This is a genomic window from Leclercia sp. AS011 (assembly GCF_037152535.1).
Lineage (GTDB): Bacteria > Pseudomonadota > Gammaproteobacteria > Enterobacterales > Enterobacteriaceae > Enterobacter.
Map to the genome: position 1 here is coordinate 2561937 of NZ_JBBCMA010000001.1, position 16437 is coordinate 2578373.

Genomic DNA, 16437 nt, shown 5'->3' on the forward strand with positions numbered 1-16437 from the left:
CTATGTCACAGACACTCGCTCTTCATCCCGTGAAAAAACGGGATGCGGTCTTCCTTTGGGTTTTCGTTGGCTGGCTGGCCTTTGCCCTGCTGCCGAGCTGGAGCCTGGATTATGGCCTGCTGGAATCCACCGGCGACGAGATCCTCGCGGCCTACAGCTGGTCGCACTTCAACATCAGCTGGCTGTGGTACCTGCTCCCCACCCTGCTGCTGGTACGCCCGTTCAGCGAGGCGAAGCGTGAACAGCGCAGCCGCCACTACCTCGACGCGGGCTGGGCGCTGCTGTGTATGGCGTTTATCGTCATCAGCGCCACGATTGAAGGCCGCGGTTTAGGCTACGCCACCATCGTGTTGTTTGTCGCCCTGGGGGCGATCATGACCCTGGCCCTGACCCGCCTCGAGTGGCTGGGCGGCGACCGCTTTGTGATTGGCTCGCTGATCGCCATCGTGGCGCTGATTGGCATCTTTATCGTCTGGCCGAGCATCGCCATCTTTATTCCGATGTTCACCAACGACGCGGGCGAGTTCGCCCCGCTGGCGTTTATGAATGTGCTGTCCCAGTCGCACATCATTCAGGTGATCATCAACTCGATCCTGCTGTCGATTGCGGTGGGGATCGGCTGCACCTTCTTCGGCCTGGTGCTGGCGATCTACACCACCCGCATCGCTAAACGCAGCGCCATCATTGGGCGCATCTTCTCGATCCTGCCTATCGTGACCCCGCCGTTCGTGGTGGGCCTGGGCGTGACGCTGATGATGGGCCGCTCCGGGTACGTCACCGAACTGATGGTGGACTGGTTTGGGCTGACCAACACTAACTGGCTGTACGGCTTCACCGGCATCTGGCTGGCGCAGGTGCTGGCCTTCACCCCGATGGCCTTTATGATCCTCGACGGGGCGATCAAGACCATTCACCCGTCGCTGGAGGAGGCCTCGTACACCCTGCGCGCCAGCCGCTGGCAGACCTTTAACGGCGTCTTCGTGCCGCTGCTGAAACCGGCGCTGGCGAACGCCTTTTTGATTGTCATCGTCCAGTCATTGGCCGACTTCAGTAACCCGCTGGTGCTGGGCGGGAACTTCGACGTGCTGGCCACGCAGATCTACTTCTACATTACCGGCTCGCAGCTCGATTATCAGGCGGCGAGTACCCTCGGGGCCTTCCTGCTGCTGTTCTCGCTGCTGGTGTTCTGCATCCAGTACATGTGGATCGGCAAGCGCTCCTACGTCACCGTGTCCGGCAAGTCCTATCGCGGCGACGTGCAGCCCCTGCCGGTGACCCTGGTGTGGAGCGTGATCGCCCTGCTTACCCTGTGGATCGCCTTTAACGCCCTGCTCTACGGCAGCATTTTCTACGGCAGCTTTACCGTCAACTGGGGCGTGGATTACACCCTGACGCTGGATAACTTTATCAAGCTGTTCGGCCAGGGGATGAGCGACGGCGCGTGGCCTTCGCTGCTCGATACCCTGCTCTACGCCGGGATTGCCGCACCGATCACCGCTGCCTTCGGTCTGCTGATTGCCTGGGTGGTGGTGCGCCAGCAGTTCCGGGGCAAAAAGACCATCGAGTTCACCACCATGCTGTGCTTCGCCGTACCGGGCACCGTGGCAGGGGTCTCCTACATTCTGGCCTTTAACAGCGCCCCGGTGTACCTCACGGGCACTGCCGCCATCGTCATTATCTCGATGGTGATGCGTAACGTGCCGGTGGGCATTCGCGCCGGGATCGCAGGTTTAGGCCAGATCGACAAGTCGCTGGATGAGGCCTCGCTGAGCCTGCGCGCCGGGTCGCTGCGGACGATCACCCATATCCTGCTGCCGCTGCTGCGCCCGGCCATTCTGTCGGCGCTGATCTACAGCTTTGTGCGCGCCATTACCACCGTCAGCGCCATTGTGTTCCTCGTCACGCCGGACACCCGCGTGGCAACGGCCTACATTCTGAACCGCGTGGAAGACGGCGAATACGGCGTGGCGATTGCCTACGGCTCGATCCTGATTGTGGTCATGCTGGCGATCATTTTCCTCTTTGACTGGCTGATCGGCGAGGCGCGTATCTCCCGTTCAAAAGCCAAAAACCAGGCGTAACACTATGACTCAGAAACATTTCGTTGAACTGCGTAACGTGACCAAGCGCTTTGGCGCGAACACGGTGATTGAAAACATCAACCTCGCGATCCCGCAGGGGCAGATGGTAACGCTGCTCGGCCCGTCCGGCTGCGGTAAAACTACGGTGCTGCGTCTGGTGGCCGGGCTGGAAAAGCCCACCAGCGGGCAGATCTTTATCGACGGTGAGGACGTGACCCACAGCTCCATTCAGCAGCGTGATATCTGCATGGTGTTCCAGTCCTACGCCCTGTTCCCGCACATGTCGCTGGGGGAGAACGTCGGCTACGGCCTGAAGATGCTCGGGGTGCCGCGCGCCGAGATCAAAACCCGCGTCAAAGAGGCGCTGGCGATGGTGGATCTGGAGGGCTTCGACGATCGCTATGTGGATCAGATCTCCGGCGGTCAGCAGCAGCGCGTAGCCCTGGCCCGCGCCCTGATCCTCAAACCCAAAGTGCTGCTGTTCGATGAGCCGCTAAGTAACCTCGACGCCAACCTGCGCCGCAGCATGCGCGACAAGATCCGCGAGCTGCAAAAGCAGTTCAACATTACGTCGCTGTACGTGACCCACGATCAGAGCGAGGCCTTTGCCGTCTCCGATACCGTGCTGGTGATGAACAAGGGCAACATTATGCAGATTGGCTCGCCGCAGGATCTCTACCGCCAGCCGGCCTCACGCTTTATGGCGAGCTTTATGGGGGATGCCAACCTGTTCCCGGCGCGCTTCAGCCAGGATTTTGTCGAGATCCACGGCTACCGTCTGCCGCGCCCGCTGCACTTTGCCGCCCAGGGCGATGGCACGGTCGGCGTGCGCCCGGAGGCGATCACCCTGAGCCAGCACGGTGAGGAGAGCCAGCGCTGCGTGATCTGCCATGTCGCTTATATGGGGCCGCAGTACGAGGTGATCGTGGAGTGGCACGGGCAGGAGATTTTGTTGCAGGTGAATGCGACAAGACTTCAGCCGGACGTCGGGGAGACGTATTACCTGGAGATCCACCCGTACGGGATGTTTGTGTTGGCTGAGGTGGCCTAGGTAAAAGCAAAACGGCAACTCTGTTGCCGTTTTTAGTGTTTGCGCCCTCTCCCTGTGGGAGAGGGAAAGCCGTCGTTCGTAGGCCGGGTAAGCGTAGCGCCACCCGGCAAAAACTCAGCGCTGTGCGGTCAATTCCGCTATATCCTTCGGCGTTGTCCGGCAGCACCCGCCGATCAGCTTCGCACCTGCCGCTAACCACTGCGGAAGATAGCCCGCCAGCGTCGCGCAGGCCTCGCCGTGGTGATGCCAGGTTTTGCTCACCGCGTCGTAATGCTCGCCCGAGTTCGGGTAGACCACCAGCGGCAGCGCGGTCAGGCTTTGCAGATGCTGTAGCGCGGCGGTAGTGTTCTCCAGCGCAATACAGTTAATGCCCAGAGCGACAATTTGCGGGTAATTCGCCAGCACGGAAACCACCTCGCGCAGCGGGGTGCCGTCGCTCAGGTGCTCGCTGTCGCGCAGGGTGAAAGAGAACCACGCGCGGGCGCGCGGCCAGGCCGTTAGCAGCTCCGCCAGAGCTTTTATTTCAGCAAAGGACGGCAGGGTTTCGCAGGCCAGCAGGTCGGCGCCAGCGTCCAGCAGCGCTTCTACCCGCGGGCGGTGAAACCCCTGAAACACCTCCGTACTGCGCACGTAGTCGCCGCGGTATTCCGACCCGTCGGCCAGATAGGCGCCATAGGGCCCGACCGAACCGGCGACCAGCAGCGTACCGGCCTGCGGATTTTCCGCCAGATACGCCTCCCGCGCCTTGCGCGCCAGCTCCACGCTTTTACCGATCAGCGCCCGGGATTGCGCCTCGTCCAGCCCGCGGGCGGCAAACCCGTCCGGCGTGGCCTGATAGCTGGCGGTAATCGCCACCTGCGCCCCGGCGCGGAAGTAGTCGAGGTGCACGTCGCGGATCAGCGCCGGGTTTTCCACTAACACTTTGGCCGACCACAGGCTGTCGGCCAGGTTACAGCCGCGCGCTTCCAGTTCCGTTGCCATCGCCCCGTCCAGCACCACAAAAGGCCGGGTTTCAAGGAGGGCGGTAAGCGGATTATTCTGCGACATGTTCAGGCTCCTGCGTTTTCAGATGTTGAGTAAGGTAGTGCGCGCCATAGCACAGCGCCACAAACGGCAGCCCACAGTAAAGGGCAATGCGCTGGCTCGGGTCAAAGGCCAGGCCGACGCAGGCCACCAGGCACAGGACAAAGCCCAGCACCGGCACCAGCGGATACCAGGGGGCGCGGTAGTGCAGATCCCCGAGCGGTTTACCGGCCTGCAGATGGCGGCGGCGGAAGACAAAGTGCGAGGCGCAGATGCTGATCCACACCGCCACTACCGCAAAACCGGAGATGGCCGACAGCGCCACAAACACCGTATCCGGGGCAATCACGCTGGAGAAGAGCGCCAGCACGCCGCCGAGCATCGACACTGACAGAGCGGTGAGCGGCACGCCGTTTTTGTTCACCCGGGCAAAGCAGCGCGGCAGGGTTTTCTCGTTCGACAGCGACCACAACATGCGCCCGGAGGCGTACAGCCCGGAGTTGGCCGCCGAGAGGATCGCTGTCAGGATGACAAAGTTAACGATATCCGCCGCATAGGGAATGCCGACCTTCTCAAACACCAGCACGAACGGGCTTTTTTCCACCCCGGCCTGCTGCATCGGGATCAGCGCTGCCAGCACGAAGACGGTGCCGATAAAGAAGATAATCAGCCGGGCAATAGTAGTGCGAATGGCGACAGGGATGACCTTGTGCGGATTTTCGGTTTCCCCCGCCGCAATGCCGATCAGCTCGGTGCCGGAGAAGGCAAAGTTAACCGCCACCATGGTCATCAGGATCGGCAGACCGCCGTGCGGGAACCAGCCTTCAGCGGTGATGTTGCTCAGCCCCGGCGCGGGCGATCCGTCCTGCATCGGGATAAAGCCGAAGATCGCCGCCCCGCCGAGAATAATAAAGGCAATAATGGTGATGACCTTCACCAGCGAGAACCAGAACTCCCCTTCGGCAAAGAAGCGGGTTGAGATAACGTTGAGAGCAAAAATGACCGCGCAGAAGACCACGCACCAGACCCAGACCGGCACCTGCGGGAACCAGTACTGCATGCAGAATCCGGCGGCGGTAAAGCTCGATCCCAGCGCCACCGTCCAGGTGAGCCAGTAGAGCCACGCCACGGTGTAGCCGGTCGCCGGGCCGAGATAGCGCGCGGCGTAAACGTGAAAGGCACCGGTCTCCGGCATCGCCACGGAGAGTTCGCCGAGGCACTGCATCACCAGCCAGACCACCAGCGCGCCAATCAGATAGGCCAGCAGCGTCCCCGCCGCCCCGGTGGTTGAAATTATGTATCCCGTATTAAAAAACAGCCCGGTGCCGATCACGCCGCCGAGGGAGAGCATGATCAGGTGGCGGGTCTTCATGGTGCGCTGTAGCTGCCCGTTTTGTTGTGTTTGCATATCACCTTCTATACGTATGGACATCTAAACATCCAAAAGAAGGTGATTTTATACCGCGATTGTTAACAAAATGCTAGCCATGCACCAGACGAAGACGCGCGCGACGGGTGCTCAGCCGGGGCCTAACCGTGTAAATGACGTAAAGATAGGGTCGCCATGCCATAGGACACCTCCTGCAAGCCGGTAATTAGAGCATGTACCGCGCCGGTCCTCCCGTCGGTCAGGCGAAAGTGGTATCTGGTTTTCAGGGGCTAAACTGGCGGCCTGTTGCCCGGTGGCACTTCGCTTGCCCGGGCCTACTAATCCACCCAGGCCAGGTAAGGCGCAGCCGCCACCCGGCAGCAAACCGCAATATGTTAAATTACGCAAAACACTCTATAGTCGTAGTGATTATTTAAAAAAGGATGAACTAATGCGATTTAACGGACTGACCAAAGGGTTTTTCATTCTCATACTCCTGCTTGTCACCTGGGCGTTTTTTGATGTCTTGTCGCCCTACTTCTCGGCGATCCTGTGGGCCGCGATCCTGGCGGTGATTTTCTACCCGGTCAAAAACACGCTGCGAATTAAAATGGGAGATCGCAACGGGCTGGCGTCGCTGCTGAGCGTGCTGCTGATCTGCCTGATCGTCTTCATTCCGTTGATGGTGATCTTCTCCTCGTTAGCCTTTGAACTGAATATCGTTTACACGCGCCTGCAGCAGAACGACACCCAGTTTTCCACCGTGGTGGCGAGCCTGTTTGCCCATCTGCCCGGCTGGCTGCGTGCGCTGTTGATCGAGCACGATCTGGATACCGCTGCAGAGATCCAGAAAAAGCTCTCTGACGCCGCGTTAAGAGGCGGGCAATACCTTGCCGGCAGTGCCTTCCTGATCGGTAAAGGCACCTTTGGCTTCGCCATCAGCTTTGGCGTGATGGTCTATCTGCTGTTCTTCCTGCTGAAAGATGGCCCCTGGCTGGTGCGCCAGATCCTCGACAGCATGCCGCTGTCGGATTTCGCCAAACAGCACCTGTTTGCCAAGTTCGCCGGGGTCGCCAGAGCGACGGTGAAGGGCACGGCCGTGGTCGCGCTGGTGCAGGGTTTTCTGGGTGGACTTGCCTTCTGGTTTGTCGGTATCAACGGCAGCATCTTGTGGGGCGCGCTGATGGCGTTCCTGTCGCTGATCCCGGCGGTTGGCTCGGCAATCATCTGGGTACCGGCGGCTATTTTCCTCTTCGCCACCCATCAACTGTGGCAGGGCCTGTTTATCGTTGGGTTCTTTGTGCTGGTGGTCGGGCTGGTGGATAACCTCCTGCGTCCGCTGCTGGTGGGTAAAGACACCAAAATGCCTGACTACCTCATCCTTATCACCACCCTCGGCGGGATGGAGATCTACGGCATCAATGGCTTCGTGATTGGTCCGCTAATCGCCGCCCTGTTTATCGCCTGCTGGAACCTGCTCTCGGGTCGCGATCATGCCGGTAATGCTGAAGAGATTGATGACGCGATCATCGAAGAAGGGAAGAATTCACCTGATTTATGAAGAAGGAATAAGCCGTGCGTATCGCCACTATTACTAACTGGGCATACGGTGCCACGGTCTGTCTGACCATCGCTTCCGGCGTGGCCATGCTGATGGCCTCCAGCGCCGAAAACGTCGAGCGGCAGGCCGTTGAGCAGCGCTACGTCTTCGATCAGCTCACTGAAGAGGTGGAGACCGACGCCTGGGCGCTCTCCGACCTGGCACGGTTGTATGTCGTTAAACAGGACCCGGCGGTGGCGGACAAATATCGCCAGAAAGCGGAAAGCATGGTCAGGATCGAGCATCGCCTGCAAAAGCTGAAAGACGCGGGGGCCGGTGATGAGGAGCTGGCCCTGCTGCACGAAGGTTTACAGGTAGCCGATGCCCTGATGGATGAGCAACAGAGCGCCATCGCCAGCGTGGAGCGCGGGGAGCAGTCCCAGGCCATCGCGCTGATGTATAACGAGCGATATGAGAACGAGCTGGAGCAGGTCCAGAATCAGCTCGACCATTTCCGTCAGATGCTGGACCGGCGTACCGACGCGGCGATTGACGATGCCACGGTAAAATCCCGCGGGCTGCGTACCCTCTCGGAAGTAATGGTCGGCCTGACCGCGCTGATGTTCCTGTTTGTCCTCGGTTTTATCCTCAAACGCCGGGTGCTACGCCCGGTGGTACGCCTGAGCGACGTGGTCAACCGGCTGGCCTCCCAGGATTATGCGGTGGAAGCCCCCGACTACCGCCAGATCGATGAGATTGGCGATATGGCGCAGGCGATCCGCATCTTCCGTGAAAACGGCCTGGTGCGGCAGCGGCTGGAAAAGGAGCGTGATGCCGACTGGGCGATCCGCGAGTTGCTGGCGCGCATGACCCAGCGGCTGCAGGGCTGCGAGTCGGTCGAAGATGTGCTGAACGTGGCGCGGCTGTTCGCGCCAGGCATTGCGCCGGGTATTCCCGGGCGGTTGTATCTTCTTGAACGCGATCCGTGGGAGATGCACTGCGCCGCCGAATGGCTCGACCCACAGGATGAGTCCGATCCCTTCCACCCGGACCAGTGCTGGGCGGTACGCCGCGGGCAGAGCCATCCGCCGGTGACCGGCGAGCCGGATATCGTCTGCTATCACCTGCCTGCGTCCTGCGCCAGCCATGCGCTCTGCGTCCCTCTGATTGCCCAGGGCGAGACCATCGGCCTGCTCTCATTCCAGAACGTCACTCCGGCGATGGCCCCGTCCCGCGCCTATCTGGAGCTGATGGCCGAGGCCCTCGGCCTGGCGCTGGCCAACCAGCGCCTGCGCGATGCCCTGCTGGAGAAAGCGCTGTTCGATCCCCTGACCAATCTGCGCAACCGTCATCATCTGGAGGATGCCCTGCGCACCCAGATGAGCCAGGCGCAGCACACCGGTCAGCCGGTAAGCTGTCTGATGATTGATATCGACCACTTCAAAGCCATTAACGACAAGTTCGGCCATGATGCAGGCGATCTGGTGATCAAAAGCGTGGCAACGGTGGTGCAGCGTGCGGTAGGTGATAAAGGGATGGCGTTCCGCTATGGCGGGGAGGAGTTTATGGTGCTGCTTCCGGGGGCGGACGAGGCGGCGGCCTTTGCCTGCGCCTCCGATATCCATACCCGCGTCCACAGCCTGGCGCTGCGTTATGAGTTGGTGGAGATTGGCACGGTGGATGTATCGATCGGCATTGCCAGCTATCCACAGCACGCCCAGAGCGACAGCCTGCTGCGCGCTGCCGACGTGGCGCTGTACCGGGCCAAGGAGCTGGGGCGCTCAAGGATTGTCAGTTTTGGGGGGCTGGAGACGGGGTGATGAGCCAGCCCAGCGTCAGCCTGTTCCGGCCAGGCTGACGTAAAGGAGATCAGTTCATTGCTGCCAGAAGTGACAATGCCTGAGGGCTTTTTTGTACAATACGAATCAGTAACGCCGCCTGTCGATTAGGTTTTGCCAGGCCTTGTTCCCAGTTCTGATAGGTCCTGGTTGCGGTATGCAGATATCTCGCAAACAGCGCCTGGGATAAATTCAAATCACGACGGATCTCTTTGATTTCCTCAGGGGTTAAAGTCGTTTCCTTACGAATGGCAACGTGGTGCGTACGAAGCGTCCGTTTGCCTTCCTTATGCTCCTGTAAGGCATCCATACCTTCCATCAGTTCTGAAAAAATATCTCTGCTCATCATTCCCCCTTGATACGCTCTAAAGCGTGCCTCAAAGTCTGGCGCTGCTCTTTCGTCAAATCGCTTGCCTGGTCTTTGTCATACAAAGTGAATAAATAAAATTCTGACTCTGTTTTCCACCAGTAATAAATAATGCGAATTCCCCCGCGCTTACCCTTCCCTCTGCGCTCGTCGACCGTCATCGGAAAGGTACTCGGCGCGGTATCGTTCAAACGCGGGTAATTCAATAAAAATCGCTTCCATTGCGTCACCTTATCCTGTTCCCTGAGTCATTATATACCCAGGTTGGGTATATTTGTATTCAGAAGTTTTTCCTGTGAGCACAGGATACCGCGCTCTTCTATAATGACATCATGCATATGATAACCATCGAAAAATCCAGCCCGGCCTCCGTCGACTCGCAGGCTCTAATAGAGCAACTCTCCGCCGAGCTGGCCGCGATTACCGGTGACAGCGGCAAAAGTCACTTTAATCCACAGGATGTCTCAGGCGCGCGGGCCGTGTGGGCCGTCGCGAAAGATGAAAACCGCCAGCCCGTGGGCTGTGGCGCGTTACGGCCCCTCTCGGATACCACCGCCGAACTCAAACGGATGTTCTCTACCCGCACCTATCCGGGAACGGGGGCTGCTCTGCTCGCCTGGCTTGAAAAGGCAGCGCTGGGGCTGGGCTATCGCGAGCTGTGGCTGGCGACGCGAAAAGTTAACACCCGCGCCGTACAGTTTTATCTGAAGCATGGCTATACACCGATAGCCAACTATGGCCCCTACATCGGGCGCGAAGAGGCAATGTGCCTGGCAAAACGGTTAACAGATTAGCTCGGATTACTCTCCCACCAGAATCACGTATCATTGCACTCCCCTGTTTTCGCTCAGACCCTTGCTGCCCTATGAACCTTAATTACCTCTGTTATTTTCTTCTGGCTCTCGCCGCTGCGGGCAGCGCCCTGCTGCCACACCCGTTAGCGATGTGGTTTGTGCTCGCCAGCGTGCTGACGTTCGTTATTTATGGCGCGGATAAAATGGCGGCCCGTAAAGCCTGGCGCCGGGTGCCTGAAGCCACGTTGCTGATCTGTGGATTTGTGGGTGGCTGGCCGGGGGCGATTATTGGCCAGCAGCTGTTTCGTCATAAAACCCAGAAACAGCCGTTTAAAACGTACTTTATGATCAGCGTGATTCTGAACGTCGCGGTGTTACTGGCGGTATGGCACTTTTGGCCTTAATTGGCAGCCATTTGTGAAACATGGTTGTATAGTACAACTATATTTTAGCGTCATCAGCGATCGCTGGTGGAACGGTTTTACCCCGGTGATATGGCAGGTGTTCAGATAGCTATCCAGCGCATCCCGGGCAGCGATCTTCAGTTCTTTTATATCGCTCGCCATAAAGCGGGCTTCACTTTTGGTATGCAGAAATACGCCACGAAACATATCAATCACGGGATCGTAGGTCACGTGAGCTTTATGTCCGTCGATAAAGAGAGTATTTGAACGGCTCATCCTTGAGAATCATCCTAATCAACTTAATTGGTGTGGATATGACGACTCAAAAAGCAAATTAAAAAGGTGTTTTGAAAATAAAAAATTTTAATAAATCCGAGATGCGCGCTCTGCCAGCCTTCTGCGCTTGCGCAATTATCCCGCCCGCATCGCCGACTATGCTTAACGTTTAAAAAACAGACGATACAGTTGTACTTTTTTCCTTACTTATCCCCTTAAAAACCGTATCGACTGGCAACCTTGTGCTGATCGACGGGCGTTCGGTAGAGGTGCAAGCCAACGCTCATCTGGCGAAGCTGTCGCTGTATTCTATTTAAACGTGATCGTCACCGTTGCCGCCGCGCTGTAAGTACCCACCAGAGCAGTCGTTGCCGTCCAGATAAACCCGGCATAGTAGTTCTTTGTCAGTTGCTCACTGTTAATCACGCCAAATGTCTGCGGCGTGTTAAGTGGAATACGGGACTGTAGATTGTCTTGCTCAGAAATAATAAAGCCAAATCCGCTGTTAGCTGCAGGCATGATTATTTCGTTATCTTTGACCAAATTGCTGGAGCTTAACGTCATCAACAGTGTCTCATTGGTGCAGTTTTTTCCCCCCGCACCGGATTCCTGGGTCAGGTCCACCTGTACAGTAAAAGGTTGGATCTTTTCAATACGACCCGGGTAAGCCCGACGGCGATTAATTGAGCCAAAATCAATCTCTTCCGGCATCAGCTTGATGGTGGGCGTACAGGAAAGAAAGGTAATATTATCCAGCCCTGTAATGTACAGATTAAAATTACCGTCATCCCCATCAGTGATACCACGTAGGCCACCCACTCCATCGACCTGGAAAAGGGAGAGTTTGACGTTGCCCATCACTTTGCCATCCGCTGCCGCAGGTAATCCTGTGGTTTTAATATACACCTGGTAAGATAGCGTAAAGGTTTGAGGCGTGGCCGGGGTAAGATAGCCACCTTTACCGTCTGGACGACCGATGGTACCCGGACCAATTTCAATTTTGGCGTCTTTGACAAGTTTGTAATCGATATTGTTATAAGTGATCCCGACTTCCAGTGAATTATGGACATTTCTCATCATATTATTCGGATCCAGCCATAAATAGGCGCTTTCACCCTGCGGATAACCGTTAGTATCGGTGCATTCAAAGGTGGCCGTAATCGGTGATGACACCCATATCTTTCTGTTACTGCCTAAGTCACCAATCGATGCCTTTAATATGCTGTTAATAGCCACTGTTTCGCTTACGGAGTTTGATGCTTTGCAGGTGAGTGCCTGCGCCATTGAAGAAAATAGCGTGAGACCCAACAAGGTAAGCCATAAAAAATATCGTCCTGCGGTTTTCATAGTGTTATCCCTTTATTGGCAAACCGCGCTGACTTCGCGATAACCCGTGCTTTTTTGCCCATTACTCGCTGGAATTTTAATGCGACACTGCTCGTCAGGCAGATCGCCCCAACGGATAACCAGAATTTCTCCCTGCTCAACACCGGATACAAAGATTTCCCCGTCTGGCCCGACAATGCCGTTATTGCGATCTCTTTTACTGTAAGCCTGTGCACCCACAGGAGGAAAACTGTTATCGGCTAACCGACTGTGGATCAGCAGGCTCTCCCCACTATACGTGTCGAAATGAACACGGGTTATTGCCCCCCGGGTAGGCACTGTATTTTGTGTTGCCATTGGCACATCCAGGTCGTCAGGGAGATCGTGGGTATTCAGCGTATAGGTATTGTTGCGGTACGGGATGGCGTTGGGGGCTACAGCGTAACCAAAGGGATCAATACGGACGCCTGTAAGGTTTTGAAGACCCACACCCTGAGCATTTTTGGCTTCAATCAGTGTAAATGTTGTACCCAGCGGCTGCGAGAGCGTGATCCCACCAGAGTGAGCAACAATGCCACCAGACAGGTTCATACTGCTTTGCTGGGTATTCTCTGCGTTAGCATAGCCAAGCCACAGGTTTCCGGCCTGACCCTGATAACCGATGCTCATGCTACCTGCTGTACGCGTTGAGTTGTCCTTTTCTGCCTGGACGCTATAGCTAAGTCTGCTATCTTCCAGCAACGAGCCGCTAAGGCCTGCAGTAGAAGAGACTTTACCCGAACGGTCAGTGTGAAAATCTGCCGTTGCGTTGGTTTGATGATTGCCAAAGTTTAACGGCAACGATAGACGAAGATTAAAACTGCTATCGTTCGACATATAGTGACTGCGGGTATTCTGGTAATAAAGGCTCCAGGTCATCTTTCCCAACCGCGAAGTTAAACCAGACTGTATGGACGTATCCGAACGACTATTCTGCCAATAGCTTTGCTTACTGAAGGTGAGATAAAACTGACTCAGCTCGCCTATCTGCTGATTGAGCGTTAAATCTAACCGATCTTTTTTGATAGCGTAATTTGCCTGGTAAGTTATCTCCGGCCGGGTGTCCATCCATTGCGGATCGCTGCTATCTTCTTCATCCCAGTAATAGCTTTTATAATGGCCGTCATCCCAACGCCGTCGTTCCTGCACCGCCTCCTGAAAATCATAATAGCCCGCAGAGGAATAACGATAGCCAGCCACCAGGAAATCAGTATGTGAATCAATAAATGACTTCGCATATAAAAAACGTGCACTGCCCCCCTGCCGACTATCGCCTCGGGCAAGGCGGGTATCAGAGAGGGAAAGATCGAACGAAACGGCGCCTAAGTTGCCCATATTTTTTCCCACGCCCGCAGCCACGCTGCTGTAGTTTTCAGCAGCAAGCACCCCACTATTCAGCGTTATTGTGTTGCTCATTCCCCAGGAAAGCTGGCTTTCAGCAAATGAAGGCGAGTACCCGCCTGCGCCGTCATGATATTTACCGACAACCAGTTCATAGTTGTATTGCCCGTATCGCACCAGGCCAGGAAGGACGGTATAGGGAATCACGATGTTGTTACGACGTCCATCCGTTTCAATAATGGAAACATCGAGATTGCCGCTGCGGCTAACGGCAACTATGTCGTTAAATTCAAAAGGGCCTGGCGGAACATTCGTGGAATAAATAAGGTAATTATTCTGCCTGACTTCCACACGAGCATTGCTCTCCGCCACGCCACGGACGACCGGTGCATATTGTGTCTGGCTGGTAGGCAGCATCATCTGCTCAGAAGCAAGCTGTATACCCCGGAAGGGCACACTGTCAAAAAGCGTATTTCCAGTGCTGGCCTGACCAATAATAATGCGACTTTGCCAGGAAGGCAGTGCCCGCTCCATCCAGGTAGAGACATTCTGCCAGCGATGTTCCTGGCCGCTATTTTTGGTCAGGTTAGAAGTCGTGCGCAAACGCCAGGCATCTAAATTCAGCCCGCTATTCAGATAGAGATAAGCGTACTGACTCTCATGTCCGTAGCTTTTAAGATTATTAGCCACCAGGTTGTAATTAACAAACGCGCCCGTGATACCGTCGTCATACATCGTCGTAGGAATTGCCCCACGAGGTCGCTTATTCATATAAATTTGCGGCATCTGAATATTCAGGCGGTGTTCCGCCAGATTGGTATTGACAGAGGCTCCGGGGAATTGTTGAGCCAGATCCACGCAGCTATTATCCAGTTGTGCCGATATACTGACAGACCATGCCCGCAATTGGCTGGCACTGAGGCAGGGACGTACCTGATTTTTATCATTGTCTCTGACCAGTTCGATATCATGTTGATCAACAAGGTTGTGGTTAATATAGACATCGAGCTTATAAATTCCGGGCAAAATACCATAATCAGGATCAATAAGCTTAATTAACTCACCCGCGTTGGCTCCATGAAAAAAGGCAGTGTTATACTCACTTTGCGCGGTACACTCTGTGGCGGTAAATAAACATGAAGTCAACGCATAACATTTCATCCATGATCGTTGCATAGTGATCCTTCCCTGGTAATAATTTAACCTGCAACGAAGGGTTAATCGAATTTAATGTTCTCGATCCCACCATAATCGTTAATATAGGTTAGCCTGACGATTTTCGATCCTGTGATGAACTCCAGCTTTTCATCGCTAAACGGTAAAATCATTGATGCAGGTATTTTCTTCTCCACGCCCTGCGGAGTACGAATAATTAACTGACTCAGATTTATATGCAAAGGCCCATTGTTATTAATAACCAGCGCATCGCTACGTCGTTCAAACTTGAGTTTTTCGACTTGTTTTACAAGCGTTGTTTTAAGCGATACTGGGCGATAAAAGAGTTTCAACCGCGTACGTACGGCCAGTTGCATCACATTGGGTTCACTGGCGCGCGGAGGTATCTCCTGCACATTTATCCAGATAACACTTTCTCTGTCCGTTGGTAGACCTGTGCCAGAATAAATAAAGCGCAATACCGCCGACTGGTCTGGAAGCAACTTAAGCAACGGTGGCGTCACCACCATAGCCTTATTACGATTGCTGTCATCGTCATCAAGCCAGGACTGCACGATATAACTTTTTTTCGAAGCATTCTGAATACTGAGCGAGGCAGACTTATATTCTCCCGGATATATGACCCTGGAGCTGTTGATCTGAATAGCGCCAAAAGCGTGCGTAACAAATAACGCCAGAAATAAGGCAATAAAGGGTTTCATAGGACACCTGAAAAAGGCAGGCCCGACAGGCCTGCATTAATTTATTGCTGAACGATAGTGAAATATGCCGTGGCGTTAGCTGAGCCTGCTTCTAAATTTGTTTTATCATAGGCATAATAATTAGCTTTAAGATCAAAAATACCTTCATCACCCTTTTGATTAATGACTATTTTAGCGTCATTGACATCCAAAGACTTCGTCAGTGTGACAGGCTTCTCTGTAATATCTTTAATTTGAATACCGACACCTTTGGCAGTGCTGCCAGTATCAAGGGCTAAAACGTTAGGCTGGTTAGCAGGACTCGTTCCGTCAAGCACGATATAATAAGTTCCGGCTTCACAATTTTCTACAGCGATCTGAAAACCTACTTCTGGACCTGTGACATCTCTACCCAGAACATGAACTGGAATTTTCCCCATAGGCACATCAATATCAACGTTTTGAGCTACGCCATCTGTTATTGTTGCCCCTTTAATTGTACAAGATGAAGTCGTGACCTCTCCTTTAAAATGAAGCGTACCATCTGCAGCCAAAACAGAGGTTGAGGAAAGGCCAATTATTAACATAGCAAGGCACATAGGTTTAATTTTCATGGACAGCTCCTTCTGCGATTCCAATTGATAGGTTTATCGTTGCGCAATTCAGGTGATAAAGAGAAAGGCAATTTCTCAATTAAATGAAGCAGAAACATATCTACTGGAATGAATTTAGTGATACATTCCTGCTTCCGTTTATTGAGAAAACTGAAAACCTGTAACTACATTTTTATTCCATACCTGCATTATTTGGCTCAAATCAAAAAAACACAATTCAGAATAGAGAGGCTAGTTGTACGAATTATCTCAAAGAAGATTAAGCGTTATGATGGTTTAAAAAAATAATGCATTATAATCAATAAATTAAGTGAAACCTTTAAAAAGGCATTATGCTTATTCACGACAGAATCATGCTATTTCTATGATCTTGCGCATATTTAAAAGATACAGTATGCCAAAAGTAAAATATTAGTAGATAACGCGTTCCCAACATAATTATCCCGGCCAAAGCAATGGTTAATAGGATGGGCGCATTTATTCAGGAACCAGGCGGTAAATAGCGGCTCATCAAAAGG

The 16437-nt window shown here is 54.4% G+C and carries 15 protein-coding genes; 7 read left to right on the top strand and 8 right to left on the bottom strand.

The window, feature by feature from the left end; translation table 11 throughout:
* Positions 1-2: 2 nt before the first annotated feature.
* Together WFO70_RS12155 and fbpC are read left to right on the top strand one after the other, a co-directional pair.
* Entirely contained in the window at positions 3-2081 is a 2079-nt protein-coding gene (locus tag WFO70_RS12155) for an ABC transporter permease (RefSeq protein WP_337016416.1), read from the top strand.
* Positions 2082-2085: 4 nt separating this feature from the next.
* Positions 2086-3132, top strand: a complete 1047-nt coding sequence (gene fbpC, locus WFO70_RS12160; protein WP_337016418.1) for a ferric ABC transporter ATP-binding protein — start codon at positions 2086-2088, stop codon at positions 3130-3132.
* Between the two features lie 114 nt (positions 3133-3246).
* Here the strand turns inward: fbpC and mmuM are convergent, their stop codons facing one another.
* Positions 3247-4179 (bottom strand): homocysteine S-methyltransferase, encoded by a 933-nt coding sequence (gene mmuM, locus WFO70_RS12165; RefSeq protein WP_337016420.1) that lies wholly within the window; start codon positions 4177-4179, stop codon positions 3247-3249.
* The gene (gene mmuP / locus WFO70_RS12170; protein ID WP_337016422.1) at positions 4166-5563 is read right to left on the bottom strand and encodes an S-methylmethionine permease; all 1398 of its coding nucleotides are present in this window, start codon (positions 5561-5563) and stop codon (positions 4166-4168) included. Before mmuP ends, mmuM begins: the two co-directional genes overlap by 14 nt.
* 412 nt (positions 5564-5975) lie before the next feature.
* Here mmuP and WFO70_RS12175 point away from each other — a divergent pair, with 412 nt between their 5' ends.
* Both WFO70_RS12175 and WFO70_RS12180 read left to right on the top strand, forming a co-directional pair.
* Entirely contained in the window at positions 5976-7085 is a 1110-nt protein-coding gene (locus WFO70_RS12175; RefSeq protein ID WP_337016424.1) for an AI-2E family transporter, read from the top strand.
* A 14-nt stretch (positions 7086-7099) separates the two neighbouring features.
* The gene (locus WFO70_RS12180) at positions 7100-8884 is read left to right on the top strand and encodes a diguanylate cyclase (RefSeq protein WP_337016426.1); all 1785 of its coding nucleotides are present in this window, start codon (positions 7100-7102) and stop codon (positions 8882-8884) included.
* Positions 8885-8933: 49 nt separating this feature from the next.
* Here the strand turns inward: WFO70_RS12180 and WFO70_RS12185 are convergent, their stop codons facing one another.
* Both WFO70_RS12185 and WFO70_RS12190 read right to left on the bottom strand, forming a co-directional pair.
* Positions 8934-9251, bottom strand: coding sequence for a helix-turn-helix domain-containing protein (locus WFO70_RS12185; protein WP_337016428.1), 318 nt, complete (start codon positions 9249-9251; stop codon positions 8934-8936).
* On the bottom strand, positions 9248-9499 hold the full coding sequence (locus tag WFO70_RS12190) for a toxin (protein WP_337016430.1): 252 nt from the start codon (positions 9497-9499) through the stop codon (positions 9248-9250). Before WFO70_RS12190 ends, WFO70_RS12185 begins: the two co-directional genes overlap by 4 nt.
* A 108-nt stretch (positions 9500-9607) precedes the next feature.
* Here WFO70_RS12190 and WFO70_RS12195 point away from each other — a divergent pair, with 108 nt between their 5' ends.
* The 3 genes from WFO70_RS12195 (at position 9608) to WFO70_RS12205 (ending at position 10734) form a co-directional block, all read left to right on the top strand.
* Positions 9608-10063: a GNAT family N-acetyltransferase gene (locus WFO70_RS12195; protein ID WP_337016662.1), complete on the top strand. Its 456-nt coding sequence runs from the start codon at positions 9608-9610 to the stop codon at positions 10061-10063.
* A 71-nt stretch (positions 10064-10134) separates the two neighbouring features.
* A complete protein-coding gene (locus tag WFO70_RS12200) occupies positions 10135-10467 on the top strand; it encodes a DUF1294 domain-containing protein (protein ID WP_337016433.1) in 333 nt (110 codons plus the stop codon).
* 90 nt (positions 10468-10557) lie between these two features.
* A complete protein-coding gene (locus tag WFO70_RS12205; protein WP_337016435.1) occupies positions 10558-10734 on the top strand; it encodes a hypothetical protein in 177 nt (58 codons plus the stop codon).
* A gap of 318 nt (positions 10735-11052) precedes the next feature.
* Here the strand turns inward: WFO70_RS12205 and WFO70_RS12210 are convergent, their stop codons facing one another.
* The 4 genes from WFO70_RS12210 to WFO70_RS12225 are packed head-to-tail and all read right to left on the bottom strand — an operon-like array spanning position 11053 to position 15919.
* The gene (locus WFO70_RS12210) at positions 11053-12090 is read right to left on the bottom strand and encodes a fimbrial protein (protein ID WP_337016437.1); all 1038 of its coding nucleotides are present in this window, start codon (positions 12088-12090) and stop codon (positions 11053-11055) included.
* A gap of 12 nt (positions 12091-12102) precedes the next feature.
* Complete coding sequence (locus WFO70_RS12215) at positions 12103-14625, bottom strand: fimbria/pilus outer membrane usher protein (protein ID WP_337016439.1); 2523 nt, start codon at positions 14623-14625, stop codon at positions 12103-12105.
* Between the two features lie 41 nt (positions 14626-14666).
* Positions 14667-15326 carry a fimbrial biogenesis chaperone gene (locus WFO70_RS12220; RefSeq protein ID WP_337016441.1) on the bottom strand — a complete coding sequence of 220 codons (660 nt, stop codon included), beginning with the start codon at positions 15324-15326 and terminating at the stop codon, positions 14667-14669.
* A 41-nt stretch (positions 15327-15367) separates the two neighbouring features.
* On the bottom strand, positions 15368-15919 hold the full coding sequence (locus WFO70_RS12225) for a fimbrial protein (RefSeq protein WP_337016443.1): 552 nt from the start codon (positions 15917-15919) through the stop codon (positions 15368-15370).
* Positions 15920-16437 lie beyond the last annotated feature (518 nt).